This window comes from Mucilaginibacter sp. SG564 (assembly GCF_013149275.1).
Taxonomy (GTDB): Bacteria; Bacteroidota; Bacteroidia; order Sphingobacteriales; family Sphingobacteriaceae; genus Mucilaginibacter.
On record NZ_JABGNA010000008.1, the window covers coordinates 137982 to 164895 of the forward strand.

Genomic DNA, 26914 nt, shown 5'->3' on the forward strand with positions numbered 1-26914 from the left:
TGATATTTATTTTTCGGGTATAACTAACTGTTGTTCTTCTTTTACTGTTTCCAGCACTATGGTGGTGCGAGTACTGATGATGTTGGGTATTTTGCTAAACTGGTTACGCATAATGCTCATCAATGAAGCAGAATCGTAAGTGCGAACCTTTACCAGGTAGCAATCATCGCCAGCCACATGATGCACTTCTTGTACTTCGGGTATTTTGGCAAGCTCCAGCGTCGCGCCGCTATAACCTGGTCCGTCGGCTGCTTTCATAAATACAAAGGCCAGCAGTTTTTGCTGTAAGGCAGCTGGATTAATACGGGTAGTATATTGTTGGATCACGTTTTTTTGCTCCAGCTTTTTCACCCGCTCCAGCACGCCCGATGGCGCCATGCCCAATTCGCGGGCCATATCGGCATTTGATATTCGGGCATTTTCCTGCATCAGGCGTAAAATGTGCAGGTCTGTTTTATCTAAAATTATTTCTGTTTCACTGTTCATTCTGTAATGTTATATAATTTATGAATTAAATTCAATATAATAATTAAAAAATGAATTTAATTCGACAAAAGTATCTATTTAGTGTTTAAACGTGTATTTTGACCGTTCAAATGTGAATTACACTTAAAGTGTCTGCTAAAAGTTTAGCTTAAACGGATTTAATAGCGGGTAAACATGAGCGTATCCGACTTTTATTTTGAAAAACATCGAATAAATAAGCAATTGTATTTTGTTATTTTATTCAAAATTATGCTGTTGAAGCTGGGTATTAAACCCGAAACTTGCGGTATGTAGTAGTGATAATTTATTGAAGAAGAAAGGGGCTGGAATCATGGAATTCGGGATGCCCATAAAAAACAAACACCCATCATTGTTGAGTGACGGGTGCAAGTACGATAAGGTTAAGGTATTTTACTATTTTGTAGCCAGCAGTTTTAGCAACTTATCAGGTTTTGTTTCATCAAAAGCTGTTTTTACATACTTGTAGCCACTTTTGGTGGTTGCAGTAAGTAGTTTGGCTTTATTCCCTTCTTCGTCTAAAACATAGGCTGTACCATTGTCATTGATCCAGTCAAAAAGCACATCTCTTGTGGTAATTCCGCGATTTTGAGTGTAGTCGTCTATCCACACTAATGAGTTAATAGCCAGGTAAGGATTATCATACTCACCAATCGTGCTGTTCACTCCGGTTATTTGTAAGGGCATCGTTAAATAATATCAGGGTTTGATTTATTAAAACTCTGAAATATATGATCACGAGTCAATCCGTGAAAACACCGTATTTTTGCGTGTTGTAACACGGTGTTTTCACCGAAGGTTTTATCGAGTAGCTAATAATATTTAGCTATTATATTTTGATGCCTTTGTCTTTTTTTTAACCAGGTTTAGATGCGTTTAGGTATATCTTTGATAATAGGGGCCATTAAAAGTATGTCCCGGCCCGGTAAGAAATAGCGTCGGATTTGCCTATGCCTTTTTTCGCAATTCAATAACGGTAACTTCCGGCCATATGCCCAATCGGCCCGAGAATGCCAGGAAGCCAAAACCACGGTTTACATACAAATACCGGTCTTTTTCGTTTGCAAGGCCTGCCCAATCCAGATAGCGGTATTTTACAGGGCTCCATCTAAATCCCGGAATTTCGACACCAAACTGCGCTCCGTGGGTATGACCGGAAAGGGTGAGGTGAATATTGGTTTCGTTATATCTAACCTGTTCTTCCCAATGCGTTGGGTCATGAGACAATAATATCTTGAAAGCATCTTTGGGTACACCTCGCAGCGCTTTGTTCAGATCGCCGATCTGTATAAAACCGCGCCCCCAGTTTTGTATGCCAATGAGCGATATTTTTTGACCATCTTTTTCGATGGTTACATTCTCGTCCAATAGCAGGCGATAACCTAGCGTATGGTGATGTTGTTTTAATTTATCCAGATTGGCAGCTTTCGCCTGCTCACTATCCCAGTGGATATAATCGCCATAATCGTGATTTCCCAGTATCGAAAATTGGCCGTACGGCGCCTTGATCTGGCTAAAACGGTCAATGTAAGGTTCAATTTCAAAGGCAGCATTATTAACCAGATCGCCGGTAAAAACAAATAAGTCGCTTTTTTGAGCTTTGGCCATATCAATACCCCGCTGCATGGCTTCGGTATTGTCAAAACTACCAGAGTGGATGTCTGATAGCTGGGTTATCGTAAAGCCATTAAAAGCATCCGGCAGATCGTCAAAGTAAAGCGTGGTGCGGTGAAGTTTATAGTCATATTTACCCTTAAACATGGCATAAAACATAGACGAGAAGGGGATTGCGGCAACCAGCACGGCTATTTCACTGATAAATTTACGACGGGCAGGGAATGCAGGTTCACGACCAGAACGGCTGGCAAGGTTAAACAGGCCAATAATAAACCGCCCCAGATCGCCCAGGGATAAAACTATAACAAATACAAGCTTGGTTATAAAGAATGTGAGAAACAAACTCAGTATCCACTCATGAAAGGGGCGCATACCGTTGGCCGTGCTAAAACTGCCAAAACCGATGAGGAATAAAGCGACAACACCAACTGCAATGAACAGGTAGCCAAACAGCATAATGTTACGCCATAGCGGCGATTGCCAATCGGAGCTTAGTGTTTTAAGGCCGGAAAAAATATACCAATCGAACAACAAACTGATGGCCGAAATAATAAGAAATACTTTTAAGAAACCGCTGCCGTGCATATAAATAGGTATAAGCCTGCAATTTAAAAAAAGAAGTGGATTGGAATCAAGAATTAAGGGCCAAAGTATTAGAATCAAAAAGCAAAAGCCAAGAATCAATACAATGACATTACCAAAAACTAATATTTTTTTCTTGACTCCTGATCCTTGTCTCTTGAATCTAACTCAGTATTTTAGCCTTAATTAAACAGCATAATGAAATTATATTATCTACTATTGGCCGGCCTGTCGATGGCCTTGCACGCCAACGCCCAGCAAATTAAAACTGACACTGTATTTTTTGAGGATTTTAATGAACAAAGTCTCAACAGGAGCAAATGGAATGTGGAGGTTACCGGCCATACCGTAAATGACGAACAACAAGCTTATGTTGATTCGGCTGCTACTATATACATGGTAAAAGGGAAGGATGCGGAGGGAGCGGTGAACGGAGCATTAGTGCTTAAAGCCTTGTACAAACCCGGTTTTACCAGCAAGGAGCAAAAAAAGTATGATTTTATATCGGGCCGGATAAATACACGAAGCAAAATGGAATTTACCTATGGTACTGCTTCGGCACGGATGAAAATGACCGCCGGCGCCGGCTTATGGCCTGCATTTTGGGCATTGGGTAATGGTAAATGGCCCGATTGCGGTGAGATAGATATGATGGAAACCGTGGGAGATTCCAGTTGGGTGAGCCATGCCTTACACGGTCCCAACTATTTTGGTAATACGCCGTTGGCTTATCGGGCACATTTTGAGGGTGGTACAGATGTTACGCAATGGCATATTTATTCTGTTGACTGGAGTCCATCCAGCCTGGTGTTTAAAGTTGACGGTAAAGTAACTTATACTGTGACTAAATCTATGGTCGAAAAATATGGCCGCTGGGCTTTTGATAACAAAAAGTTCATCATCCTTAATTTTGCTTTGGGTGGAGGATATCCGGGCGGATATAATAAGGTTACCAAACCCTATTATGGGATGTCTGCAAGTACCGTTGACAAGATAAAAGCTGGCCAGGCCAAAGTATTTGTTGATTGGGTGCTGGTTACCACGGGTAAGGAGTAATTTGTTGTTAAAAATTGTTAAAGAAGGGTAACAAAGTTGCAGCAAACATAATACATGCCTTGGATGGAACGTTTGAGTTATAAAATGCAAAAAATGTAAAATTGTCATCAAATTATGGCTCTAATTTTACTTTTTTTAAACATTGCCTAAATAGCAATTGCATATTTTTGAATATCAAACATCAACATCAAACATCTACTATTATGGCCATATTAACAATTCAGATCCCCGACAACGAAGTACATACTTTATCAAGTATAGTTGAACAAGTAGCAGGCAGCGTAATAAAAATTAACGCCGACGAAGATATACACACCAATGAGTGTTTACAAAAAGAAGATTTTTTTATCCAAAATAAACTGGCTAAATCGGTACATAAAAATTATCTATGGAACGATTAAACACCCATATTTTAATATAAATTTTAAAAGTTAATACACCATAAAAAGGAGAAGCCCGGCTTGATAGCCGGGCTTCTCCTTTTTATACATATATCATTAGTTTCTGTAAATAACACGTTCATGAACTACATCATGATCATGGCGGTGCCTTCTTCTTTCACGATATTCAGCCGAACAACTGGTAAAGGCCATTGCCTCTAATATAAGCAGCGCTATAGACCTGGATATGGAAGTTTTCATAATACTTACGTTTTAAATAGGTGTTATAAAATCAACACTCTCAATCTGTAAATGTTTAAATATCAGGCTTTAGTCATACTAATGTTACTTGGTGAGTATTGGTTCATATACGACGTTTGAACAGCCGGGTTACAAAAATGAGCAGGAGACCAAGTGCTAAAAAAACAATTAATAGTACTACAGAATTAATAAGCACCCGGCCATATCCCAGTTTAACCACATCAATAAAAGGGTATGGATAAGACCGCGTTATTGCTCCGCGGCTAAGTGTATATATGAGGTATATAAATGGGAACAAAAGCCAGTTTACCGACTGTGTCCACTTTAGCTTTGTCTTCTGTGTAAAAAACAACCAGTAAATAACAAATAATAATGGATTTACAGAGTGCAGTAGCTCATCGGCCAACTTAAATAAACCGGCGGGGTGCCATAGGCTGCGCAGTATGATATTGTATACCAGACCAACTATGATGATATACAGACAGATACCAGCTATAACATACCCTCTTGAAAAAAAAATGTACAGCGTGTTTGATGGTTGTAATAATAAGGCCCACAAACAAACACCAGCCAGCAGATTACTTTGAATAGTGAAAAAACTAAGTATTTGTATAATAGCACCTGCCCAGCTATGACCTGTTTGTATATAAGCTGGTACCGATATACTAAACTGTAAGATCAATGCAAACCATACAACTAATCCTGCACCTGCTGCGTAAATGCTTGCAGGTTTACCGGCTTGGTATTGGGTGGCGGTTTGCTCCATGTTTGATGATGTGATATTTATTGTAATGCTGTTTGTTGTTCAGGTTAGTTAGCATAACCTGTAAAGATTGATCGTTGTTTTTGATGCTTTCAATAATACCGATATTATTCTTTATAAAGTCCACCAAAATAGGTGTGGGTTCGCCTGTATTTATTCGTTTGTTGGTCTTTGTGTTAGATATCAAAGCCTGAGGCGTACGCATAAGTCCCCAGGGAAGTCCCCACCAGCCTAACAACGCTGTTTTTAAAGTAGCTTTCTGATTTGCCTTTTTTAAACAAGTAGGGCAGCCAATTGAAAATGCTTTTTTGTAGTGTGTGAATATAATAGCGCTAATAACAGTAGTGCTTAAAACTGCGTTAAGTTGTTGCGATTGATCACCGCAGGTAGGGCAGGCCTGATTACGTACAAGGGCAAGGTAGTTATTTAACTGGCTGTCATCTACATGATTTAGCTGCACATCTATACCCCGGAGAATACCATCATCCAGTCCACGGCCTTTTATTTCGGCCTTTAGTAATTCAAGGGCCTCCGGTCTTAAGCCGGCTGCATCGGTAACTGCCAGACGTATAAGTTTATCGGCGGGTAGGTTCTTATAGGTAATCGCTAATTGTTCTAAGGAGGGTTGCATAAAGTTTAAATGATTTTAAATATAATAAAAGAAAGTGATGCCCAAACACATTTCAACAAAGCGTAATTGCAATAGTCAAATAAATGAATAAAATGCTTTCCACTATAATCCATTTTTATGCTGTAAATTAGAGTACGAACGTAACTGCATCAGGATATTGCCTGTAAAAACGCTATGAATGTCTATTTGACCATACCTAAATCTATCCACTGCAAACTTTGCAAGGTATGCGGGGCACGGCCGGTGATCAAGGCTGCCGAGGCGGGCTTGTATGTGGTTAAATGTCCTAATGACGACAGGCATTATCAGACCCGCTCCGGGTTGATCGATATAGAGGACTGGAACCGCAACAATTCTGTGTATTATGTACCCTGTCGTGATTTTAATCCTCAGGTATCCTGCTAAGTAACAATTTGCTGACTTTAGCCGTCACTTCGTTTAAACCTATATCTTTAGGCTCTAAAACCAAAACTTCACATGAACATTTTTCTGAATTTAAGTGGCATTATAGCAGATAGGTTAAAATGGGCAATCTTGCTGGCAACATTTATTTTACCTTGTTTTTGCCAGGCTCAAACCGCAACGGACGCTGCCCCGGTAGTTGACCATATTGCCATTTGCGTACGCGATCTTAAAAAAAGTACCGCCTTTTATACCGAGGTAATGCACCTGCAAAAGGTACCCAATCCTTTTGCCGATACCCTGCACCAATGGTACAGCCTGGGTAATCATGTAAAACTACATGCTATACAAGGTAATTGCAGCTATAAACATGACATCACCGAGCATCTTTGCTTTGCTGTAGGCTCCGTTAAAGAGTTTGCCAAAAAGCTTGATGAGTTACATATTCCTTATGGTAACTGGAAGGGTGATAGCAAGGAACCAACTTTACGGCCTGATGGTGTACTGCAACTTTATTTTCAGGATCCTGACGGATATTGGATAGAGATCAATAGCCCGGCAAAGTCGAAATAGGGATCTTAAAGTTTTTTAAGCTGTTTTTTAAACCAATGCCCCTTCCACAACCAAAAGCCCGACAATACAATTACTGGAAAAAAGATCCATTTAACCGCTGCTGAAGCATGGGGAAGTGAAGCTACAGGACCGTAGATATAACCAACTACCGGAATGCTCAGAATAATATGTATCCACCGGATAACCTTTCGTTCCTGTGCGTTTGTCATGATTGAGATTTTCAGTAGGTAAGTTCCTGGCACTGGATGCCTGCCTTTTGCAAAAGCGTTTCAACGTATTTGGGAGATACGCCGCTGGCTACTATTCGCAATATATTATCACAGTCTTCCAGATCAAAACTCCATTGAGCGATAGCCGGAATTTTGGTAAGCAAGGTACCTACTTTGCTTACCTGTTTTTGTCCCTTAACGCTTGTTGAAAATACCAGTACATCCATCTTTTTTAATTATTGAATTATTGATTTAGTGGATTAGTGAGTGGTGAGTAGTGAATGGATGTAAATTGTTTTCTATCAATTTGAGATCACTCACTACTATTCACCATTTACTTCTTTTCCTCTTCAGTTTTAAAGTCGTTCCATTCACTGTCAAATTTTCCAAAGCCCGGGCCGCCGCGGTCATTCCAGTTGCACATACGGTCGCGCATTTTGGCTTTGAATTTCTCCTGTTGCTCTGGGCTCATATTCTTAAAGCGTTCGGCCATGCGGGCTTTCATAAATCCGCCACCGCCACCCCAGCCGGGGCGGCCGCCACCTTTGCCAAAGCCGAATAATAACTTACATAGAATAAATATGCCCATGGCCTGCCAGAAGGTAATAGTACCCAGGTGTAAAATGTCTGGTAACAAATTGTTCCACAACTGCATCACTACAAAGCTGATGAGCGACAGGATGGCGGCAACTGCCAGCGGGATAAATATAAAACGCCCTCTATAAAATACTTTTCTCATTTTCTTAATCTTTAATTTTTTGTGCGACGGGTATTATACACGTCACCCTTTAATATTCTGTTATTTCTTTATACAATTGTTGTAAGCGTTTACGCAGATGCAGCACTGCATACCGTTTGCGCGATACCAGGGTTTGCATTTTTTCGCCTGTGATGTCGGCAATTTCCTGGAACGACATGTCGTCCAGTTCGTGCCATACAAATACATCTTTTTGCTCGTTGGGCAGCTCGTTAAGCGCAATAAATAGCTGGTCCCAAAACAGGTTGCGCAGGTATTCCGTTTCGGGGGTGCTGGTTTCGGTGAACAGGATAGCCTTAAAATCGGCTGTGCCCTCTTCATCTTCCTCGCCGCCGGTAAGCATATCATCCAGCAGGGTTTCCGTCTTTTTTTTATGCTTATCGGTTATTTTATTGCGGGCTACCCGGTAAAGCCAGGCGCTGGTTTGTTCAATAGGTTCTGAATTGATCACCGAACTAAACTGGTACCAGACATCCTGCAGAATGTCTTCGGCATCGGCATCGTTCTTTACCCTCCGGCGAATAAAACCCAACAGGCTTTTACCATACGCTTTAATGGTATGTATAATTTGGCTGTTCTTATCGTCGGGCATTATGGCGGTTATCAATTTTTTTCACTCCTTTAAAGATAAAGACGATTGAGTGTTAAAAACATTTTAAATTATTTTTAGGAAAATAAATAGTGGTGCCAAAAAACTTTTTAAACCTTAAATTTTAACAAATTTCTGCTCAAAACGGGGTGAAAAGAGCTTAAAATTGATCAAAAAAACCTCGTTTTAACATTTTTTAACAAATTTTAGCGTGGTTTTGATGCGTGTTTTAAATTTTAAAAAGTATTAAATTATTGATTTTCAAATAACTATATTTAGAATAGCCAATTTTTGGTCTGGTTTTTCCTTTAACCAAACAGCCCGACTTTCCTTTTTGATCGGAAACCGGGCTGTGGTGTATACAAATATAACGAAAATTCCGGAGGTTAACAAAGTTTTCTCCCCTGCGTTATTGCTGAGGAACGAAGACAACCGACCGGAGGGAGCTCATTAATACCTATAAAACAAACAAAACATTAATAATCTCTATGCTATACAAGGCGACATTGTATGGCGCATACCCGCTCTTGGCCGCGGGAGGGCCAGTCACGTTTTTCGTTGTGGTTTGTTTTTTTTGTACTCAAGAAGGCTTCGCCGTTTGTCGCCACAAGTAACCAAAAAGGCTGTCAGCAGAAATGCTTCTTTGCCGCACATGGCCCTTGCTCTGCAAACCGGGCAGAACCACGGACTGCTAAACCTTACCTCCACTTCGTTCGCTCACATTACCCAGGCTTCGGGTAAGGTTCGCTATGCCCTTGCAACCGCGCCGGGCCACCATTGTTCTGTCCGCTTTCGCCCGAAGCTTATCTGCTGACGGAGAAAATAAAAGAAATCATGTAATCCTTTAATCCGAAAAATCAAGGTTCAGAAATCACTAATTCACTAATTCAATAATTAAAAAAGCGTTAGCCATAGCAGCGGATACCGGCCCATGGCTAAGGCCTGGTGGCGTATGAGCGGATAGCGCGGGCCGAAGGTAACGCCATTATTTGGAGGCGAGAACCAAGAGACAAGAATCAAGACAAAAGCGCAAATGAATCATGGTTAAGACAGATCCATCGCTGCGCTCAGGATGACAAATGCAGATTTTTAGCTCCCTCTCCTTTGGGGAGGGTTGGGGTGAGGCTGTTGTTTAAATTGCAAATTGTGCTTACTTTGAGCCAACCTATGAAAAACTACCCCGCCGTTAAAAAAAACTTACAAATATTACTGCTGCCTGCGCTATTATTTACCGCTACTGTTGCCCGCTCGCAGGAGTTTGGGGGCAATCCGCCATCGATCAAGTGGAAGCAGGTAAATACGCCGGCGGCGCGCATTATTTTCCCGACGGGGATGGATTCGGCGGGGTTGAGGGTGGCTAACATCATACAACAAATGAACGGGCTTATTAAGCCTACCATTGGCGCTAAGCAAAAGCAGGTAAGCATTGTGCTGCAAAACCAAACCACTATTGCCAATGGCTATGTGGGGTTAGCGCCTTTTAGGAGCGAATTTTTTTTAACGCCCGAGCAAAATAGCTTTGATATTGGCAGTTTGCCCTGGGCACAACAGTTGGCCATTCACGAGTTTAGGCACGTGCAGCAGTATAATAATTTTAATGTGGGTGTTTCGCATGTGCTGCATATTCTTTTTGGTGAAGGCGGGCAGGCACTGGGCAACGACCTGAGCGTACCCAACTGGTTTTTTGAGGGTGATGCCGTATTTAACGAAACTCATGTAAGCGGACAGGGCCGTGGGCGGCTGCCCTGGTTTTTTAATGGCTACCGGGCCCTTTGGGCGGCCGACCGTGATTACAGCTTCATGAAGCTGCGTAATGGATCGTACCTTGATTATACGCCCGATCATTACCCACTGGGTTATATGCTGGTATCTTACGGGCGCGAAAAATATGGCGATAACCTCTGGAAAAAGGTAACGCATGATGCCGCAGCTTTTAAAGGAGGATTTTATCCTTTTCAACGGGCCATCAATAAATACACCGGTACTGATTTTAAAACTTTTACCAATAACGGGCTCAATCATTTTAAAGAGGTGTTTAAGGATGATGATAAAACGCCAGCCACCAAAGCCAAACATTTTGATGCCGACAGGGAGTATCCCGCCTATATTAATGATAGTACGCTCATTTACATGAAAAGCCCGTATGATCATATCCCGGCTTTTGTGATCCGTACGGGTAACCGGGAGCGCAAGATCAGCACGCGGTCGTCATCGTTAGATAATTACTTTAATTATCATGACGGCAAGGTGGTTTATGCCACTTACCGCCCGGATGCGCGCTGGGGTTACCGCAATTACAGCGAGTTGATGATCCTGGATATTGCCAGCGGCAAGGAGCATCGCATCACCCGAAAAACAAAATATTTTTCGCCCGCTTTTAGTCCCGATGGTAAACGTATTGTTGTGTCGCAGGTGGCTACTTCGGGGGCAAGCGAGCTGCATTTGTTAAACACCGATGGCGAACTGATCAAAGTATTGCCTAATCCGCAGCATTTGTTTTATACCTACCCGCAATTTTATGGCGATGACAAGCTGATTGCCGCGGTACGTGACCCGCAGGGTAAAATGACGCTGGCGCTAATCGATATCGCCACCGGGAGCGCTAAATTCCTGGTGCCTTTCAGTTATCGCCCTATTGGTTTTACCACGGTTAAAAATGACGATGTATACTTTACCCAAACCGAGGATGTGAACGATCGCCTGTTTGTATTGAAACTAAAGAATAACCAATGCTATGAGTTGCTGCCTACCGGTCATGATACCGGCATAGGTCATTATCAGCCTGCGGTAGGTAATAGCAAACTGGCCTGGGTTGGTTTTACCGCGTTTGGCTACCAGATTAACGAGGTGAACAAAAAGGAACTGAAATGGATTGATGCCGGTCCGCAGTATGTACGTCATTTGCCTGCGATGGGGATTAGCGCGTTGGGCCGCGATTCATCGGCCGATATGCTGGCCGAGGTGGTGGATAAGCCGCTGCCGGTTACACCTTATTCCAAAGGGCATGGTTTGTTTAATTTCCACAGCATCATCCCCAACATCAGCGACCCGAATTATTCCTTCGCTATTACCGGCGAAAACGTGCTGAATACTTTCCAGTCGCAGATATCCTTTGATTATAACCGTAACGAGGGCTATAAGCAATTTGGCTTTGAGGCTATCTATGGCGCTTTATATCCTTATATATCTGCCGGGGTTGATTACACGCTTGATCGCCGTCAGTTTTATAAGGGCAGCTATGTGTACTGGAATGAAACATCCATACATGGTGGGCTCCAAGTTCCGCTCAACTTCAGCGCGGGCAAACATACTACCGGCCTTACCTTTGGCAGCGACCTGTATTATAACCAAACACGCTTTCAGCAGGGTAATGCCGTTCGGTTCAAGGACAGGGATTATGCTTATCTGAACAATTATATCTCCTTCAGCAACCAGCGTTTGGTGGCCAGGCAAAATATATACCCCATGCTGGCACAAAGCATCAGCCTCAATTATAAAGCCGGGGTATCAGGCGGGGCGGCCACCCAATTGCTGGCGCAGGGTTCGTTCTATTTCCCGGGACTGGCAACCAATCACAGCTTCGTAGTCAATGTAGCGCATCAGCAAAAAGGCAAGAATAACGTGATCGGTTTCTCGAACGATTTCCCCTTCAGTAAGGGTTACACTGCCGAAAGCCTGGATGATATGAATAAGGTTGGGCTTAATTACCATTTTCCTTTTGCCTATCCCGACGCTGGTTTTGGCAACATCGTATACCTGCTGCGTTTACGGGGACAGCTGTTTTTTGACTATACCCGGGCCACTTCCGATAACTTTTTTACTAATGGCGCCAGCTTTAAGCAAAACTTTCGGTCGACCGGTGCGGGGGTGTTTTTTGATACCAAATTCTTTAACCAGAACAGCATCTCGTTTGGCATCAGGTACAGCAGGTTATTGGATGATGACTTTTTCGGCGGCACGGGCAGGAATAGGATAGAATTGGTTTTACCGGTGACGTTTTTTTAATTAGTGGATTAGTGAGTTAGTGAATTAGTGATTGAGGAAAAGCCTGGGCCAGTGTGATTCCCCTCTTGAGAGGGGTGGAAGGGTGTGTTTTTTCGCTTCATAAACACACCCCAGCCACTACACCATCCCATGCGCCCCCTCTCAAGAGGGGAACTGAAAAAAGCATTTTTGGGTTTGAAGAAGAAGCCAGAGCCTGTGCGATTCCTTCCCTTGGGAAGGGGAGGAAGGGGTTTCTTTGCAAGCGGTTAAACCCCTCCCTGCCTTTAGGCTTATGCTGATCGCGCCCTTCCCGTGGGGAAGGAATTGGAAATGCTTCGTTTGATTTCAAAAAAATATAAAAAAGCCATTTCGATAGAGCAGGGACAGGGTTGAGCGTTGTGCGAAAGAGAAATCTTATACGCGATGCAAAGCTTTAACTACAAATTTTATAAAATTTCTCCTCGTTCCTCGTTCGAAATGACAACGGGCTTATGTCTTCCAATGAGCGCAAGGACAGTGATATTTTTATCTTAATTCTTGCCTCTAACCTCTTGATTCCATCCCCTCAGCTATTGGCCAGCTCTACCAGTTTTTTTACCCTGTCAACGCTGGTGAGGTCAATGCTGTATTCATCGCCGGGTTCGTTGCTCATCAGGATATGGTCGTTTTTGTATTGCATTTTGCTTTGTACGCTGGTGCGTGCCGATGAATGTACTTCGGTTACGCCGGTAAAGTGTACCAGATCGGCCACGTTGGCCTCGCTTACACCGCTGCCCGGCATAATGCTGATACGACCCGCCGCTTTTTGTACCAGGTGATTGATCACCGTAGCGCCCTCCATGGCGGTGCTTTTACCGCCCGAAGTAAGGATGCGTTCGCAGCCCATTTCGATGATCTCTTCAAGTGCTTTATCCAGGTTTGCGCACATATCAAAAGCACGGTGAAAGGTAACACCTAAGCCCCATTGGCGTGCCAGGCGTACCATTTCCAGGCAGCGTTCGGTATCGATAGAGCCGTCGGCATTCAGTATGCCGATCACTACGCCATCGCAGCCTGCGTCGATACAATACCGGATATCGGCCATCATGATCTGATATTCCAGGTCGGAATACAGAAAATCGCCGCCCCGCGGCCGGATCAATACATATAATTTAATGTGCAGTAAGCTGCGGGCCATTAGTATTTGCCCATGCGAGGGAGTGGTACCACCTTCTTTTAAATTTTCGCAAAGCTCCACCCGCACAGCGCCGCCCTCCTGGGCTGCCAGTGCCGATGTTACCGAATTAGCGCAAACTTCAAGAGTAACGGGTTTAATCATAGTTGGTTAAGATTATCGTTAGTCGTGTATTATAGTCCATAGTTGATGGTTCATAGATCATGGTTCATAGTACCTGGAGTACCCCTGACCGGCTTAAATTTACTATGATCCATGAACTACGGATAAATTTCCTACCATGAACCATGATCTATGAACCATGAACTATCAAATCAATAAAAGCTCTTTCCTTTAATCAGCAAATCCTGTTGCTGCGCGTTGCAAACCGCGAAGGAAAAGCCGCTTTGTATGGCGTATGCACCGTATTCGCCTTTTTTGTTGATAGCTAAAAAGCCTACCTGGATCTGCTTGGCGGTTTCGGGTTTCTTTTTGATGATGCGTTTAACGGCCTCTTTACAGGCATCCTCGGGCGAATAGCCCTGGCGCATCAGCTCCACCACTAAAAAGCTACCCACATTGCGGATCACCTCTTCGCCTACACCGGTTGAGGTGGCGCCGCCTACTTCATTATCTACATATAAACCCGCGCCAATGATGGGACTATCGCCCACACGGCCATGCAGTTTAAAGGCCATGCCGCTGGTGGTACATCCGCCAGATATATTGCCCTTGGCATCAATAGCCAGCATGCCGATGGTATCGTGATTGTATTTATCGCCCGGTTTTTTACCGTTCTCGATATTCATTACCGGACTGTATTTGGCTGTTTTAAGCCATTCTTTCCAGATCTTTTCAGACTCCGGCGTCAATAGTTTTTCTTTTTTCATGCCCTGCTCCACCGCAAATTGGGTGGCACCTTCGCCTACAAGCATCACGTGAGGGGTTTTTTCCATCACCAAACGGGCTACGGAAATTGGGTGGGCTATGTTTTCCATAGCGGCTACCGAACCGCAGTTACCGTTCTCGTCCATAATGCAGGAATCCAGCGTTACATGGCCATCGCGATCGGGCAAACCCGTACGACCAACCGTATGGTTGGTAATATCCTGTTCTTCGGGGATGCGTGCACCGGCCTCAATGGCATCCAGCGCGCGACCGCCGGCCGAAAGCACTTTCCAGGCCCCTTTATTGGCGATGATACCAAAATCCCAGGTAGATATTACCACGGGTAAACTGGTATCGGTGGTTGACGAAATGGCTTTAGCTACAGCGGAGTTGGATAATGCGGCAAGCGAAGCGCCCGCGGCCGACATTTTGATAAACTTACGACGGTTGTACATGCTGCTAATATATAAAAAACTTGGGTACGTGTGGAGAGTGGGAGCGAGTGCGGGAGTGAGGTGTGGGAGCCGGGGATCGAGGAGTGAGGTGCGGGAGCCGGATGTGGGAATCGAGAGTGAAGTGTGAGAGCGGGAGGCTGATTCGAGGATCGGGGTGCGAGAGTCGGGTGTGGGATTGGGGATCGTGATCGTGTTGCGCGGATCGGGTGCGGAAGTTATATTCCAGATAAGAGTATTATAACCCTAATCTGTCACCATTCATACACACCTACCCCCCATGCTCTCGCACCCGCACCGCGATCCAGCCCCTATTCAAAATCCTGCTGGCAATTAAAACAATGCCAGGCTTTGGTATTATAAAATGGAAAAACAGCAGAAAGGAAAGTAGAAAACTTACCCGGATCTGCCGGGCCGATGTTTGTTGAGGCACAAAACGGGCAGATGATCATGTTATTGGTTTCTTCATCAATTTCTATATGGTCCTGGTCATGCAGATCACCTTCGGTGGCCAGGATCTCGCGGCAGCGCTCCAGGTCGCGTTCAAAAACCTTAAGCTTTACGCCGCCAATAGCCTGGTTATAAAAAGGATTGGCACCTATGGTATTTTCGTCGGCAATAAAGCAGGGGATACCGTTATCTTCCAGCTTGGTGCGCATAAGGTGTGCCAGCATTACATCGTAATAGGTTTCGAGGGTTATGATCTTATCATCTGTAGGGTTGGCCATGGTTTTAAAATAGATATAAGAATCAAGATATAGAATCAAGAAAAAAACTAAGGATGATTGCTTCTTTTGGTTCGATCTTGACTCTTGATTCTTATATCTTGATTCTTTTAGTGAATTATTCTATCAAAGGTAGCTTGTTTTTTGCTTAATTTGAAGTTATGAACCGCATCGACCGTATTTCGGCTATTTTAATACAGCTCCAATCGCGCAGGGTAGTAAAAGCTTCTGATATTGCCGAGCGCTTTAATATCAGCCTGCGTACGGTTTACCGCGATGTGAAAACGCTGGAAGAAGCGGGCATTCCGCTCATGGGAGAGGCCGGTGTGGGATATTCCATTATGGATGGCTACCGCTTGCCTCCCGTAATGTTTACCCGCGAGGAAGCCACCGCCTTTTTAACCGCCGAAAAGTTTGTGGAGAAGATGACGGATACCAGCACCATGAAGCATCATCAGTCGGCCATGTATAAGGTACGGGCTATCCTGAAAACGGCTGAAAAGGATATGCTCGAAAACCTGGATGGCAGCATAGAGGTTTTGAAAAACAAGTACCACAAGCCCTCGGCCAATACTGATCATATCCAGACCATACTGGATAGCATCGCGCAAAAAAAACTGCTCACGCTCGACTATTTTGCTGCACATAGCCAGGAGGCCACCAAAAGAAATGTAGAGCCGGTGGGTATTTTTTTTGCGGATGGTTTCTGGCACCTGATCGCCTTTTGCCGCTTACGTGATGATTACCGCGATTTCCGGGTCGACAGGATGCGCAAGGCGGTGATAGCCGATGCCTTTTACAACCATAGCAAGCATCCTACCCTGAAAGCCTATATTGAACAAACGGCCAAAGAAAAGCAACTGGAAACGGTGCTGATCCGGGTAGATAAAGAGATAGCCCGCCATCTGGATTACCAAAAATATTACAGCGGTTTTGTATCCGATAAAGTGGTAGGCAATAAGATCGAGATGACTTTCCTGACGCGGTCTATCGAGGGCTTTGCCCGTTGGTTTATGATGTATGGCGATTGTGCCGAAATTGTAAAACCCCAGGAACTCATTGATCAGGTTAAAACCATAGCCGCGGCCATTGTTCAAAAAAATAATTAAACGTTAACTTTTCCTGTTGACATAAGGTTGTCATTCCCCCGTATTTACTTTGCCTAACCATCAGGTTAAAGTCGTTAGTCGAAAGTCTTAAATTCTGAGTTGAAAAAGAGAACAGATCTTGTGACGTCAAGGCTTTACTTGGCTTTATGGTCGTGTTTTTGTGGTTTTTTACAAAGGCATGAAATCACTAATTCGCTAAATCATTAATTCACTAATTATGAAGTACTGGATAACTGTAGCATCAAAAGATCATATAGCCCGTGGCATAGCCGGAGGCTTTATGCAGGCCAATCATGGTAAGCAGGCTGCACTAAAAAGGGTACATGCCGGTGATTGGGTGTTATTTTATTCGCCTAAACAAACCATGAACGGTACCGAGCCTTGCAAGGCTTTTACAGCTATCGGGCAGGCTGCTGACGAGGAGATCTATCAGCATAAAATGTTTGATGATTTTATACCCTGGCGCCGCAATATCAGGTTTTATGAAAGCACCGAGGCGCCCATCATCCCGCTGGTTGATGAGCTTGATTTTATCATCAACAAAAAATCATGGGGTTACCCCTTTCGTTTTGGTTTCCTGGAAATAGGCGAACATGATTTTGAACTGATCAAAAAGCAAATGATAAAGACCGCCATCTCTGAAAGAGCGGTGATATAAACCATTAAAAACTCACATCATGAAGAATTTAACATTAAGCATCGAGCTAACATTCAAAGCGCCTATGGCCAAAGTATGGCAGGGGCTTACCGATCCGGAAATGGTAAAAGAATACTTTTTTGGCACCAAACTGGAATCGAGCTGGAGGGTAGGGGAGCCTATTGTATTCAGCGGCGAATGGGATGGCAAGGCCTACCGCGATCACGGTACCATACTGGAGATAGACCCGGGCAGATATGTGAAATATAATTACTGGAGCAGCATGGGCGGCACCGAAGATAAACCCGAAAATTATGCCGATATTACCTACAGCCTGAGTGAAAAAGATGGTGTAACCACCCTCGCCATCACCCAGGATAATATCAAAGACGAAGCCGCCAAAGAGCATTCGGCGCAAAATTGGAAAGGTGTTTTTGACGGATTACGCAAAATGATCGAGTAATTATTTATTAAATAAATAATTTATATAAACGTTATAAAAATTTGGTATAAAATTAATTATATACCGGTATAACAAATAGTGATAATTAGAATTATGGACAAGATAGATGTGATTGGGTTCTTTTTGCTGGGAATTTCCACACGTACAACCAATCAGGGCGGACAGGCGGCTAAAGACATTGGCGACCTCTGGTGCCGCTTTATGGACGATAACATTTTACCACAGATCAAAGACCGGGTAAGCGACGAGGTGCATTGTATTTACACAGATTACGAAACAGACCATACCGGGCCGTATACCGCGGTACTGGGCTGCAAGGTAAATTCGCTGGATAATGTTCCGGAGGGATTGGTAAGTCTGGCGGTAGCCCCCGGTACCTATGTGAAATTCACGGCTAAAAGCTGGTTGCCCAATCGCGTAGCCGAAACCTGGCAATACATCTGGAACAAACCGCTTAACCGTAAGTACACCGCCGATTTTGACGTATACGGTTGCAGTGGCTGCAACCAGGAAGATGCACGGGTTGAGATCTATGTAGCGGTGGAGTAGGTAACCTGAACCCGGAATTTACCTCAACGCGTCATTGCGAACGGAGTGTGGCAATCCCCGATTTGCAGAGCCTCTCTGTAAGTAGGGGATTGCCACGTCGTTCCTCCTCGCAATGACGGATTTTGTATTTTATTTCCTATTTCCTCTACAGAAAGTTCTGTATTTGAAAAATATAAATTTTATTAATAATTAAAATTCAAACGTTTACCAGCTTTACCTTCAGTTAAGCTTCCATTGCTGTAAGCTATATTGCCCGATACCAAAGTATAGGCAATTTGCGAGCGAAAGGTGGTTCCTTCAAAAGGGCTCCAGCCACAATGGTATAAGATATTGCTTTTGTTCACGTTCCAGGGTTTATTCAAATTCAACAGTACCAGGTCGGCCCAGTAGCCTTCGCGGATGAAGCCGCGCTTATCAATCCGGAAAAGGGTAGCCACGTTATGCGCCATTTTTTCGGCTATCTGTTCCAGGCTTATTTTATCATGATGATACAGCTCCAGCATGGCGGGTAAGGCATGTTGAACCAGTGGCCCGCCGGATGGTGCCTGCAGATAGGGCTGCTCCTTTTCTTCCAGCGTATGCGGGGCATGGTCGGTAGCGATCACATCTATGCGACCGTCGAGCACGGCTTCTAAAACAGCATCACGATCCTGGGCTGTTTTTACAGCCGGGTTCCACTTAATAAAGTTGCCTTTGGTATCATAATCAGCATCGCTAAACCACAGGTGATGTATGCAGGCTTCGGCGGTAATGCGTTTATCTTTCAGCGGGATTTTATTGGTGAAAAGATGCGTTTCCAGCGCGGTAGATATATGCAGAATATGCAGCCTGGTATTGTGCTTTTTGGCCAGCTCCACAGCCAGTGATGACGATAAGTAGCAAGCCTCGGCGCTCCTGATCTTAGGATGAAGCTTCACAGGCAGATTATCGCCCAGCAGCTGTTTGTAATGGTTGAGGTTGCTTTTGATGGTAGCCTCGTCCTCACAATGCACGGCTATCAGCATGGGCGATTGCGCAAACAGGTTATCCAGCGTACGCGGATTATCCACCAGCATATTCCCGGTTGATGAACCCATGAATACTTTCACCCCACACACATTGGCCGCGTCGGTACGCAGTACTTCGTCGAGGTTATCGTTGGATGCACCCATAAAAAATGAGTAGTTAGCCAGCGAGTTGCGCGAAGCTATCTCATATTTATCTTCCAGTAAAGTTTGTGTTAAGGTGTTGGGTACGGTGTTAGGCATTTCCATAAAGGAGGTAATACCCCCGGCTACTGCCGCGCGCGACTCTGAATAAATATTGGCCTTGTGTGTTAAGCCCGGCTCGCGAAAGTGCACCTGGTCGTCAATACAACCGGGTAGCAGGTGCAGGCCCTCGGCATTGATCACCTCATCGGCAGGAGTATCAATGTTTGAATCTATCCGTTCAATAAAACCATCTTTTACCAGGATATCAGTTACATATTGCCGGCCTTCGTTTACTACAGTTGCTGATTTGATGAGGATTGTTGACATGTTTTATATTTCGGATTTGGATGTTCGAATTCGGATTTATTGTGCGGCAAATTTAGGATATAAATGTGAAAGTTGGTTTGGGATTGAAAGCCTACCTGGTTTGTATAGCGTATAATCGACTCACCTGTCATCGCTTCGCTCGACATCCCTCTCTTCGCCTGCGGCGTAAAGAGGGGGCAGAAATTATCTACGAGCGTCATTGCGAGGAGGAACGACGTGGCAATCCCCTACTTACAGAGCGGCCCTGCTACTCGGCGATTGCCACACTGCGTTCGCAATGACGTGTGGGAGAAGGAGTCGCAGTCGGAGAGAGGGTTGCCCAGCGAAGCGTAGGCGGTCTGAGTTTACCCTTACAAATCAATGCTCAATCCGGACTCTTGCTTCTTGTTTCCCGCCTCTTATCCCCACCTCTTGATTCTTAATTCTTGACTCTTTCCCCAAAAGCTTATCTTTGCGCCATGGCTGTAACTTTTGAAGAATTTAAATTTAACCGGCAAATATTGAACGCGATAGCTGATGCCGGTTATACCGAAGCTACGCCCATACAGCAAAAGGCCATCCCCCCGATACTGAACGGGCAGGATGTGATGGGTATTGCGCAAACTGGCACCGGTAAAACGGCGGCCTATGTATTGCCCATTATCATGAAGCTGAAGTATGCCCAGGGCGAAAGTCCGCGGGCGCTCATTGTATCGCCAACGCGCGAGCTGGCTATGCAGATAGAGGAGAACGTAAAAATATTTGCCGCCAATACCGACTTACGCGTGGTGGTGCTTTACGGCGGCCTTGGTCCTAAAACACAAATTGAGCAGATCAATAAAGGGGTTGATATCATTGTAGCTACACCAGGCCGTTTTATGGATATTTACCTGGCCGGGCACATCGTAACCAAAACCCTGCAGGTGCTGGTGCTGGATGAGGCCGACAAGATGATGGATATGGGCTTTATGCCCCAGATAAACCGAATACTGGAAGTGGTGCCCGTGAAAAGGCAAAACCTGCTTTTTTCGGCTACCATGAGCGATAAGATCCATGAGCTATCCAATAATTTCCTGGAATATCCCACCATTATCGAGGTAACCCCGCAGGCTACCCCGGCGCAAACGGTAAATCAGCATTTATACCATGTGCCTAATATGAAAACCAAGATCAACCTGCTCAAAAAGCTGCTTGATCTGGAAGGTGATATCACCAAGCTCATCATATTTTGCAAAACCCGTGTGGCTGCAGAGGATGTGTACAAATTTCTGCTGCGCAAGTATGGCGAAAAGGAGGTGAAAGTATTGCACGCCAACAAAGGGCAAAATACAAGAATCAACTCCATCAACTCCTTCCGCAACGATAAGGTGAAGATACTGGTAGCTACCGATGTGGCATCACGGGGTATTGATGTGAGCGATGTGAGCCATGTGATTAACTTTGATGTGCCGGTGGTGATTGAGGATTATGTGCATCGCATAGGGCGTACGGGCCGGGCCCTGCAATCGGGCGAAGCCATTACTTTTTGTGGCCCCGCGGAGGAGTATTATCTTAAAAAGATCGAAAAGCTCATCAAGCAAAGTATCCCCGTATCCACTATCCCTGATGATGTATTTGTGGAGGAAACCGGTTACGACGAAAGGCAGGAGCAGAACAAGGAGATCGACATGCAAAAGCGCAAGGAAGATCCCGACTTTAAAGGCGCCTTTCACGAGAAGAAAACCCTTAACCAGCGCAAAAAGTTTGATGCCGCCCGGGATAAAGCCCGTTACGGCAAAGTAGGCAAACAAAACCCCAAAAGTAAACCATCAAGGAAAAAAAGATAATGATAGATGTGTGGATGTGTAGGTATGCAGATGTGCGGATTAACTACGTTGAAGGCTTCGCCGTTTTAATGTGCAGATGAGAAAAAATCAATAATTCAATAATTCAATAAATCAATAATTAACTTGAAGCTACGTATTACCCCATTGAATTTTGCCACTACTTTTTTTATTGTGGCGGCGGTTTACATCTGGATCTACGGTGCCCATATCGCGGGCAGGCCACTGGAAAGCTGGAGCACCACTATTGGCTGGATCTTTTTGCTGTTTGCCGCGGTAGTGTTTTTCCTGGATCTGATATTCCGTAACTTTTTTGCCGAGTTGAAAAAGTTATGGATCATAGAGCTGTGTTTTATAGCTTTGGTAACGGTTATATTCTTGCTGGTTAAATGATTGGTAAATAAAAAAAATCCAAAGAGGGTGTCACCCTGAGCTCCGTCGAAGGGTAGAGCGCAGAGGCCCGCCCACCATGCTTCGACGGAGCTCTGCATGACACCCGTTTTTGAATAAAGCCACTAAGAGGGCAATTATTTGAAGTAGATGGCGGTGCAATGCTAAAATAAATTACAAACCCATTATATGCCCTTTGTTTAAAAATTGAGATACTTGCGGCCGGAAAATTTATAAAAATATTAATCAGTAAGTCCTCTATATGATTTTTACAGAGGATTAAAAAATCAAAATTCATTAACTCCATAAATCACTAATTATTTTCGGATGAAAACTGCTGAAATAAAGCTCACCATAAGCCTTGATGATAACAATGTACCGGAAACCATTATGTGGGAATCAACGGACTCGCAAAACAAAGAGGCGCTGCCGGTAAAATCAATGATGCTGGCCCTGTGGGATCAAAGCTATAAAAATACCTTGCGCATTGACCTTTGGACAAAGGATATGCCTGTTGATGAAATGAAACGCTTTTTTTATGAAACCCTGCAAACCATGGGCGACAGCTTTTTACGCGCCACCGGCGAAAAAAACATCGTTGAAGACCTGCGCGACTACTGCGCCCACTTTGCCGACAAAATGGAAATAAAACAATAAATTTAACTTTAGTTGTATAGGGTATCAAGTAATTAGTATCAAGACAGCTGCATTTGTTTTAAGAGACTTGCAAAGAGGTCTTGATACTTGATACTAGTTACTTGATACTAAAAACCTTACCTTATGCGTATCAGTTCTATTTTATCTTTCCTGGGTTTTGTGCTGCTTTTTGCCGGTACTTATTGCCCTTTGCTGCGGCCGCTTGGTTTATTTAACTGGAATGTTTATCAGCTTAACCAGCCCTATGGTTTAGTACTGGCCCTGGTTGCCGTGGTTGGCGTGGCGGCTTCGTTTTTAAATCAGCCAAAACTTATTCGTATAGCTTCGTGGTTGGCGCTGGCATTGGTAGTGTTGCTGTTGCTGGCTTCTATTTTTAAAGTGCAAACCGCTTTTAGCTTTATTCCCTTTAAAAAACTCGATGCTTACTTAACCCGCCATGTGCGGTTTAAATGGGGCTGGTATGTGCTTTTTTCCGGAGCGATACTGGCTGTATTGGGCGCGCTAAGCAGCAAACCCAATATATATATTAAGCCGGTAGCCGAAGAGGCGGAGAATTAGAATAGGGAATTAAGAGTTAAGAACCAAGAGATAAGAATAAGGAAAAGCAATAAATCCTCCTCCCGAATTTTGATTTAAATTAAAGGCGACGTATTTAAGCAAACAGCATTTTTAGTCTTGATTCTTGATTCTTATCTCTTGGTTCTGTATCACCAGTCTGGCTTCCTCAATTACCTACTCCTTAAATGTTTATTGTCCTTTTTAAATAATAAAAAGTTTTTTTTTGAACATATTTGTAATATAAACAAAAGGTCTGCATGTTAAAGTTTTCTTTCCGCCAGCAGGTTTTAGCTGGCTTTGTGGTGTCCATTATCCTGGTTTTAGCTGTTGGCGTATTATCGTACAACAGCATCCGTAAGTTTGAAGATGATAATCAATGGGTAGATCATACCCAAAAGATCATCAAATCGGCAAACAGCCTGATGCAGCACATGATCGATGCCGAAACCGGTATGCGGGGTTACGTAGCTACTGGTAAGAAATCATTTCTCGATCCGTATAACGAAGCCCTGCCGCGCATAGGTGTTGATCTGCAGGCCATGCGTGACCTTTCGGTTGATAATGCCTCTCAGCAACAAAGGATCGATTCTTTAACATCATTTGTTGCCGCTCAGCGTACCATCCTCAAAACCAATATCGACACGCGCGAAGCCAAAGGACTTGATTTTTTGGTAAGCAACGATATGCTGCTGAATGGTAAGCAAAACATGGACATGATCAGGCTGCTGGTGGTGCATGTTACCGATGCCGAAAATAATTTACTGACTGCCCGCAAGCAAAGCTCCGAGGAGGCTTCTACCACGGCTATCTATGTTATTGTAGGTGGCTCCCTGATATTCCTGGTTATTATCCTGATCCTGTTCTTCTACATACAGCGTACTTTTGATCAGCAGAAAAAAATTGAGGCCGAAATTAAGGTGGCGAATATTGAGCTGGGTAAAGTGCTTGCCGAAAACGAGGCCAAAAACTGGCTGCTCACCGGTACAGGTCAACTTAATGAAAAAATGCAGGGCCAGCAAAGTGAAAGGGAACTATCGGGCAATGTGCTTACCGAAGTTTGTACCTACACCAAGGCTGCCGCAGGTACGCTATACTTGTATAACGAAACTCATCAGCGTTTGGAGCTTTATGCATCATACGCGTTCCATAATCCCGACTTTATTAAAAAAACGATCCAGTTATCCGAAGGTTGGCTGGGGCAGGTTGCACAAGATCAGAAAGCCGCGGTTGTTAAAGGTAAACTGAATGAGAAACTCGACCTGGAATCGTCGGTGATCAAAGAAACCTTAAGTGAAAACTTTATTGTTCCTTTCTTTTTTGATAAAAAGTTAAAAGGCGTGCTGGAAGTAGCCTATGTGGGCGAACTGCCAGGGCATAGCAAAGATTACATTGTAGCTGTAGCCAATGATATTGGTATTGCTGTAAATACCGCCCAGGCCCGCACCATTATGCACGACCTGTTTGAGGAAACCCAGCAACAAGCCGAAGAACTGGAAGCACAACAGGAAGAAATGCGCGTTACCAACGAAGAGCTGGTGAACAAAACAGAAATGTTGCAGGCATCGGAAGAGGAGCTGCGTGTTCAGCAGGAAGAGTTGCGCACCATAAATGCCGAATTGGAAGAAAAAGCAAGCCTGCTTGAAGAAAAGAACGAAGCTATTGAACAGGCCCGGGCCGCCATCAATATAAAAGTTGATGAACTGGAAGTAACCGGTAAATATAAATCGGAGTTTTTGGCCAATATGAGCCATGAGCTGCGTACGCCATTGAATAGTATCCTGGTATTGGCACGAATACTAAAAGACAACAAACCACTGAACCTTTCTGAAGACCAGGTAAAATATGCCAGCGTTATATTTAATGCCGGTAATGATCTGCTTACGCTGATCAATGATATTCTCGACTTATCGAAAATTGAGTCGGGCAAACTGGATATGCAAAATGAGGATATCAAAGTATCCGATATTTTGGGAGATATGGAAATGCTTTTTGCCGAGGTGGCCAGCAACAAAAAGATTAACTATACCACCAGTGTTAGTAAAAACCTGCCCAAAACCATATTTACTGATAAGGTACGTGTAGAGCAGGTGATCAAAAACCTGCTTTCCAACGCGTTTAAATTTACATCAGAAAACGGATCGATATCCATTACCGCGCGCCCGGGCGAAAAAGAATCAACTATTAGTTTCGCCATTAAAGATTCGGGTATCGGTATTCCGGCCGAAAAGCAGCGTATCATATTTGAGGCGTTCCAGCAAGCCGACGGATCAACCAGTCGTAAATATGGTGGTACCGGATTGGGTCTTTCTATAAGTCGTGAACTGGCCATGCTGCTGGGCGGCAGTATCAGCCTCACCAGCGAACAGGGGGTAGGCAGTGAATTTGTGCTAACCATTCCGTTGAAAGCCATACAAACGGTACCCCATGAAGATGAGATATTGCCAACCGCGCAAACCTTTAAAGCCGAAAGCGCTGCCCTGGCGCATGCGGTTAAACCAGTGCATAGTGACCGCGAGCCATTAGTGGTGATTGTGGAGGATGATAAAAACTTTGCCCACATACTACAGGATTACGCGCGCGACCATGGTTATAAATCGGTAATGGTTCATGAAGGAACCACGGCTGTTGAAACCGTGAAAGAACATATGCCCGATGCCGTGATATTGGATATTATGCTGCCGGGTAAGGATGGCTGGCAGATATTGAAAGAGCTGAAGCATAACGAAGCAACCATGCACATACCGGTGCATTTGATGTCGGCGGGCGACGCGGCAGCAAACCGGGTACGCAAAGAAGGCGCTATCAGCTTCCTGAAGAAACCGATCAACACCGAAACGCTGGATAAGCTTTTTGCCGATATCATGCTGCAAAGTGGTACCAAATTCAAACAGATATTACTGGTGGAGGATCATAAAGCCCAGAGCCAGGCTTTGAAAGATATGATGCAGGGACAGGGTATTACCGTTGACCAGGCATTTGATGGCGAATCGGCCTTCAGGATGCTGCATGAAAACGAATACCAATGCGTGATCCTGGATCTGAACCTACCCGATATATCCGGGCTCGACCTGTTGGATAAGATCAAAGAGGTGGATCGTTTTGCCTCGCTTCCGGTAATTGTAAACACAGCCATGGAGCTGGATAAGGCATCGGTTAACCGGTTGATGCAATATGCCAACGCGATGGTGGTAAAAACCAACAAATCTGCCGATAGGCTGATAGATGAGGTGAATCTGTTCCTGAACAAGATCAGCGAATCAAGCAGTGCCCAGAACGAACCTGCACCGGCATTTACCAAAGCTAAACTGCCTTCAAAAGGAAAAGGCGCCCTCAAAGGCAAAAAAGTGCTTATTGTTGATGACGATATGCGCAATATTTTTGCCTTAAGCAGCGCGCTGCAAGGTTATGACCTGGTTGTAGAGATAGCCAATGATGGCGAAGAGGCTATTGCCAAACTGGAGGAAGTACCCGGCATTAATATTGTACTGATGGATATCATGATGCCTAAGATGGATGGGTATGAAGCTACCCGGTACATACGTAAGCAAGCCAAATGGGCCAAGCTACCGGTAATTGCCTTAACCGCGAAAGCGATGAAAGACGACCGCGAAAAGTGTATAGCTGCCGGCGCCAATGATTATATCACCAAACCGGTTGATATGGACAGGCTTATTGCATTGATGCAATTATGGTTAGAGAGTTAAAG

At 44.2% G+C, this 26914-nt stretch carries 29 protein-coding genes; 15 read left to right on the top strand and 14 right to left on the bottom strand.

Annotated features, from left to right (window positions below; all coding sequences use genetic code 11):
- Window positions 1-6 precede the first annotated feature (6 nt).
- The 3 genes from FHW89_RS19110 to FHW89_RS19120 all read right to left on the bottom strand — a co-directional run bounded on the left by FHW89_RS19110 (window position 7) and on the right by FHW89_RS19120 (window position 2706).
- The gene (locus FHW89_RS19110) at window positions 7-486 is read right to left on the bottom strand and encodes an Lrp/AsnC family transcriptional regulator (RefSeq protein WP_172336650.1); all 480 of its coding nucleotides are present in this window, start codon (window positions 484-486) and stop codon (window positions 7-9) included.
- A 414-nt stretch (window positions 487-900) separates the two neighbouring features.
- Complete coding sequence (locus FHW89_RS19115) at window positions 901-1191, bottom strand: DUF3892 domain-containing protein (protein WP_090466287.1); 291 nt, start codon at window positions 1189-1191, stop codon at window positions 901-903.
- 261 nt (window positions 1192-1452) lie between these two features.
- Entirely contained in the window at window positions 1453-2706 is a 1254-nt protein-coding gene (locus FHW89_RS19120) for a metallophosphoesterase (protein ID WP_172336651.1), read from the bottom strand.
- 195 nt (window positions 2707-2901) lie between these two features.
- Between FHW89_RS19120 and FHW89_RS19125 the strand changes: the two genes are divergently transcribed.
- Together FHW89_RS19125 and FHW89_RS19130 are read left to right on the top strand one after the other, a co-directional pair.
- The gene (locus tag FHW89_RS19125) at window positions 2902-3759 is read left to right on the top strand and encodes a family 16 glycosylhydrolase (RefSeq protein ID WP_172336652.1); all 858 of its coding nucleotides are present in this window, start codon (window positions 2902-2904) and stop codon (window positions 3757-3759) included.
- A gap of 203 nt (window positions 3760-3962) precedes the next feature.
- Window positions 3963-4160, top strand: a complete 198-nt coding sequence (locus tag FHW89_RS19130) for a hypothetical protein (protein WP_090466280.1) — start codon at window positions 3963-3965, stop codon at window positions 4158-4160.
- Between the two features lie 96 nt (window positions 4161-4256).
- Here FHW89_RS19130 and FHW89_RS19135 read toward each other — a convergent pair whose 3' ends face one another.
- The 3 genes from FHW89_RS19135 to FHW89_RS19145 all read right to left on the bottom strand — a co-directional run bounded on the left by FHW89_RS19135 (window position 4257) and on the right by FHW89_RS19145 (window position 5794).
- A complete protein-coding gene (locus tag FHW89_RS19135) occupies window positions 4257-4400 on the bottom strand; it encodes a hypothetical protein (RefSeq protein WP_172336653.1) in 144 nt (47 codons plus the stop codon).
- Window positions 4401-4503: 103 nt separating this feature from the next.
- Window positions 4504-5166, bottom strand: coding sequence for a Pr6Pr family membrane protein (locus FHW89_RS19140; RefSeq protein ID WP_172336654.1), 663 nt, complete (start codon window positions 5164-5166; stop codon window positions 4504-4506).
- A complete protein-coding gene (locus FHW89_RS19145) occupies window positions 5132-5794 on the bottom strand; it encodes a hypothetical protein (RefSeq protein ID WP_172336655.1) in 663 nt (220 codons plus the stop codon). The genes FHW89_RS19140 and FHW89_RS19145 overlap by 35 nt, the downstream gene beginning before the upstream one ends.
- A 174-nt stretch (window positions 5795-5968) precedes the next feature.
- On the opposite strand from FHW89_RS19145, the gene FHW89_RS19150 reads away from it, so the two are divergent.
- Complete coding sequence (locus FHW89_RS19150; RefSeq protein WP_172336656.1) at window positions 5969-6199, top strand: hypothetical protein; 231 nt, start codon at window positions 5969-5971, stop codon at window positions 6197-6199.
- A 72-nt stretch (window positions 6200-6271) separates the two neighbouring features.
- Window positions 6272-6769: a VOC family protein gene (locus FHW89_RS19155; protein WP_172336657.1), complete on the top strand. Its 498-nt coding sequence runs from the start codon at window positions 6272-6274 to the stop codon at window positions 6767-6769.
- A 5-nt stretch (window positions 6770-6774) separates the two neighbouring features.
- Here the strand turns inward: FHW89_RS19155 and FHW89_RS19160 are convergent, their stop codons facing one another.
- The 4 genes from FHW89_RS19160 to FHW89_RS19175 all read right to left on the bottom strand — a co-directional run bounded on the left by FHW89_RS19160 (window position 6775) and on the right by FHW89_RS19175 (window position 8327).
- Window positions 6775-6978 (bottom strand): hypothetical protein, encoded by a 204-nt coding sequence (locus FHW89_RS19160; RefSeq protein ID WP_172336658.1) that lies wholly within the window; start codon window positions 6976-6978, stop codon window positions 6775-6777.
- Window positions 6979-6989: 11 nt separating this feature from the next.
- Window positions 6990-7205 (bottom strand): hypothetical protein, encoded by a 216-nt coding sequence (locus tag FHW89_RS19165; protein WP_172336659.1) that lies wholly within the window; start codon window positions 7203-7205, stop codon window positions 6990-6992.
- 107 nt (window positions 7206-7312) lie between these two features.
- Window positions 7313-7717, bottom strand: a complete 405-nt coding sequence (locus FHW89_RS19170) for a DUF3106 domain-containing protein (protein WP_216650628.1) — start codon at window positions 7715-7717, stop codon at window positions 7313-7315.
- Between the two features lie 49 nt (window positions 7718-7766).
- Complete coding sequence (locus tag FHW89_RS19175) at window positions 7767-8327, bottom strand: RNA polymerase sigma factor (protein WP_172336660.1); 561 nt, start codon at window positions 8325-8327, stop codon at window positions 7767-7769.
- Window positions 8328-8922: 595 nt separating this feature from the next.
- Here FHW89_RS19175 and FHW89_RS19180 point away from each other — a divergent pair.
- Window positions 8923-9138, top strand: a complete 216-nt coding sequence (locus FHW89_RS19180) for a hypothetical protein (RefSeq protein ID WP_172336661.1) — start codon at window positions 8923-8925, stop codon at window positions 9136-9138.
- 353 nt (window positions 9139-9491) lie between these two features.
- Window positions 9492-12329 (top strand): hypothetical protein, encoded by a 2838-nt coding sequence (locus FHW89_RS19185; protein WP_172336662.1) that lies wholly within the window; start codon window positions 9492-9494, stop codon window positions 12327-12329.
- Window positions 12330-12873: 544 nt separating this feature from the next.
- Here FHW89_RS19185 and FHW89_RS19190 read toward each other — a convergent pair.
- From FHW89_RS19190 to FHW89_RS19200, 3 genes are all read right to left on the bottom strand, one after another.
- A complete protein-coding gene (locus tag FHW89_RS19190; protein WP_172336663.1) occupies window positions 12874-13626 on the bottom strand; it encodes a copper homeostasis protein CutC in 753 nt (250 codons plus the stop codon).
- Window positions 13627-13796: 170 nt separating this feature from the next.
- Window positions 13797-14804, bottom strand: coding sequence for a N(4)-(beta-N-acetylglucosaminyl)-L-asparaginase (locus FHW89_RS19195; protein ID WP_172336664.1), 1008 nt, complete (start codon window positions 14802-14804; stop codon window positions 13797-13799).
- Window positions 14805-15112: 308 nt separating this feature from the next.
- Window positions 15113-15529: a DUF2007 domain-containing protein gene (locus tag FHW89_RS19200; RefSeq protein WP_172336665.1), complete on the bottom strand. Its 417-nt coding sequence runs from the start codon at window positions 15527-15529 to the stop codon at window positions 15113-15115.
- 158 nt (window positions 15530-15687) lie between these two features.
- Between FHW89_RS19200 and FHW89_RS19205 the strand changes: the two genes are divergently transcribed.
- The 4 genes from FHW89_RS19205 (at window position 15688) to FHW89_RS19220 (ending at window position 18284) form a co-directional block, all read left to right on the top strand.
- On the top strand, window positions 15688-16635 hold the full coding sequence (locus FHW89_RS19205) for a YafY family protein (RefSeq protein ID WP_172336666.1): 948 nt from the start codon (window positions 15688-15690) through the stop codon (window positions 16633-16635).
- Window positions 16636-16852: 217 nt separating this feature from the next.
- Window positions 16853-17293, top strand: a complete 441-nt coding sequence (locus tag FHW89_RS19210; RefSeq protein WP_172336667.1) for an EVE domain-containing protein — start codon at window positions 16853-16855, stop codon at window positions 17291-17293.
- A gap of 19 nt (window positions 17294-17312) precedes the next feature.
- Entirely contained in the window at window positions 17313-17735 is a 423-nt protein-coding gene (locus tag FHW89_RS19215) for an SRPBCC domain-containing protein (protein WP_172336668.1), read from the top strand.
- A 93-nt stretch (window positions 17736-17828) separates the two neighbouring features.
- Window positions 17829-18284 carry a GyrI-like domain-containing protein gene (locus FHW89_RS19220; protein WP_172336669.1) on the top strand — a complete coding sequence of 152 codons (456 nt, stop codon included), beginning with the start codon at window positions 17829-17831 and terminating at the stop codon, window positions 18282-18284.
- A 182-nt stretch (window positions 18285-18466) separates the two neighbouring features.
- On the opposite strand, the gene FHW89_RS19225 is transcribed toward FHW89_RS19220, so the two are convergent.
- Window positions 18467-19801: a dihydroorotase gene (locus FHW89_RS19225; RefSeq protein ID WP_172336670.1), complete on the bottom strand. Its 1335-nt coding sequence runs from the start codon at window positions 19799-19801 to the stop codon at window positions 18467-18469.
- A 458-nt stretch (window positions 19802-20259) separates the two neighbouring features.
- On the opposite strand from FHW89_RS19225, the gene FHW89_RS19230 reads away from it, so the two are divergent.
- The 5 genes from FHW89_RS19230 to FHW89_RS19250 all read left to right on the top strand — a co-directional run bounded on the left by FHW89_RS19230 (window position 20260) and on the right by FHW89_RS19250 (window position 26912).
- Window positions 20260-21606 carry a DEAD/DEAH box helicase gene (locus tag FHW89_RS19230; protein ID WP_172336671.1) on the top strand — a complete coding sequence of 449 codons (1347 nt, stop codon included), beginning with the start codon at window positions 20260-20262 and terminating at the stop codon, window positions 21604-21606.
- 123 nt (window positions 21607-21729) lie between these two features.
- Window positions 21730-21996, top strand: coding sequence for a hypothetical protein (locus FHW89_RS19235; RefSeq protein WP_172336672.1), 267 nt, complete (start codon window positions 21730-21732; stop codon window positions 21994-21996).
- A 324-nt stretch (window positions 21997-22320) separates the two neighbouring features.
- Complete coding sequence (gene gldC / locus FHW89_RS19240; protein WP_172336673.1) at window positions 22321-22650, top strand: gliding motility protein GldC; 330 nt, start codon at window positions 22321-22323, stop codon at window positions 22648-22650.
- Between the two features lie 123 nt (window positions 22651-22773).
- Complete coding sequence (locus FHW89_RS19245) at window positions 22774-23208, top strand: hypothetical protein (RefSeq protein ID WP_172336674.1); 435 nt, start codon at window positions 22774-22776, stop codon at window positions 23206-23208.
- Window positions 23209-23465: 257 nt separating this feature from the next.
- Window positions 23466-26912, top strand: coding sequence for a response regulator (locus FHW89_RS19250; RefSeq protein ID WP_172336675.1), 3447 nt, complete (start codon window positions 23466-23468; stop codon window positions 26910-26912).
- Window positions 26913-26914 lie beyond the last annotated feature (2 nt).

Coding starts and splice junctions, on each gene's coding strand:
- FHW89_RS19110 (WP_172336650.1), bottom strand. CDS start 486: ATGAACAGTGAAACAGAAATAATTTTAGATAAAACAGACCTGCACATT.
- FHW89_RS19115 (WP_090466287.1), bottom strand. CDS start 1,191: ATGCCCTTACAAATAACCGGAGTGAACAGCACGATTGGTGAGTATGAT.
- FHW89_RS19120 (WP_172336651.1), bottom strand. CDS start 2,706: ATGCACGGCAGCGGTTTCTTAAAAGTATTTCTTATTATTTCGGCCATC.
- FHW89_RS19125 (WP_172336652.1), top strand. CDS start 2,902: ATGAAATTATATTATCTACTATTGGCCGGCCTGTCGATGGCCTTGCAC.
- FHW89_RS19130 (WP_090466280.1), top strand. CDS start 3,963: ATGGCCATATTAACAATTCAGATCCCCGACAACGAAGTACATACTTTA.
- FHW89_RS19135 (WP_172336653.1), bottom strand. CDS start 4,400: ATGAAAACTTCCATATCCAGGTCTATAGCGCTGCTTATATTAGAGGCA.
- FHW89_RS19140 (WP_172336654.1), bottom strand. CDS start 5,166: ATGGAGCAAACCGCCACCCAATACCAAGCCGGTAAACCTGCAAGCATT.
- FHW89_RS19145 (WP_172336655.1), bottom strand. CDS start 5,794: ATGCAACCCTCCTTAGAACAATTAGCGATTACCTATAAGAACCTACCC.
- FHW89_RS19150 (WP_172336656.1), top strand. CDS start 5,969: ATGAATGTCTATTTGACCATACCTAAATCTATCCACTGCAAACTTTGC.
- FHW89_RS19155 (WP_172336657.1), top strand. CDS start 6,272: ATGAACATTTTTCTGAATTTAAGTGGCATTATAGCAGATAGGTTAAAA.
- FHW89_RS19160 (WP_172336658.1), bottom strand. CDS start 6,978: ATGACAAACGCACAGGAACGAAAGGTTATCCGGTGGATACATATTATT.
- FHW89_RS19165 (WP_172336659.1), bottom strand. CDS start 7,205: ATGGATGTACTGGTATTTTCAACAAGCGTTAAGGGACAAAAACAGGTA.
- FHW89_RS19170 (WP_216650628.1), bottom strand. CDS start 7,717: ATGAGAAAAGTATTTTATAGAGGGCGTTTTATATTTATCCCGCTGGCA.
- FHW89_RS19175 (WP_172336660.1), bottom strand. CDS start 8,327: ATGCCCGACGATAAGAACAGCCAAATTATACATACCATTAAAGCGTAT.
- FHW89_RS19185 (WP_172336662.1), top strand. CDS start 9,492: ATGAAAAACTACCCCGCCGTTAAAAAAAACTTACAAATATTACTGCTG.
- FHW89_RS19190 (WP_172336663.1), bottom strand. CDS start 13,626: ATGATTAAACCCGTTACTCTTGAAGTTTGCGCTAATTCGGTAACATCG.
- FHW89_RS19195 (WP_172336664.1), bottom strand. CDS start 14,804: ATGTACAACCGTCGTAAGTTTATCAAAATGTCGGCCGCGGGCGCTTCG.
- FHW89_RS19200 (WP_172336665.1), bottom strand. CDS start 15,529: ATGGCCAACCCTACAGATGATAAGATCATAACCCTCGAAACCTATTAC.
- FHW89_RS19205 (WP_172336666.1), top strand. CDS start 15,688: ATGAACCGCATCGACCGTATTTCGGCTATTTTAATACAGCTCCAATCG.
- FHW89_RS19210 (WP_172336667.1), top strand. CDS start 16,853: ATGAAGTACTGGATAACTGTAGCATCAAAAGATCATATAGCCCGTGGC.
- FHW89_RS19215 (WP_172336668.1), top strand. CDS start 17,313: ATGAAGAATTTAACATTAAGCATCGAGCTAACATTCAAAGCGCCTATG.
- FHW89_RS19220 (WP_172336669.1), top strand. CDS start 17,829: ATGGACAAGATAGATGTGATTGGGTTCTTTTTGCTGGGAATTTCCACA.
- FHW89_RS19225 (WP_172336670.1), bottom strand. CDS start 19,801: ATGTCAACAATCCTCATCAAATCAGCAACTGTAGTAAACGAAGGCCGG.
- FHW89_RS19230 (WP_172336671.1), top strand. CDS start 20,260: ATGGCTGTAACTTTTGAAGAATTTAAATTTAACCGGCAAATATTGAAC.
- gldC (WP_172336673.1), top strand. CDS start 22,321: ATGAAAACTGCTGAAATAAAGCTCACCATAAGCCTTGATGATAACAAT.
- FHW89_RS19245 (WP_172336674.1), top strand. CDS start 22,774: ATGCGTATCAGTTCTATTTTATCTTTCCTGGGTTTTGTGCTGCTTTTT.
- FHW89_RS19250 (WP_172336675.1), top strand. CDS start 23,466: ATGTTAAAGTTTTCTTTCCGCCAGCAGGTTTTAGCTGGCTTTGTGGTG.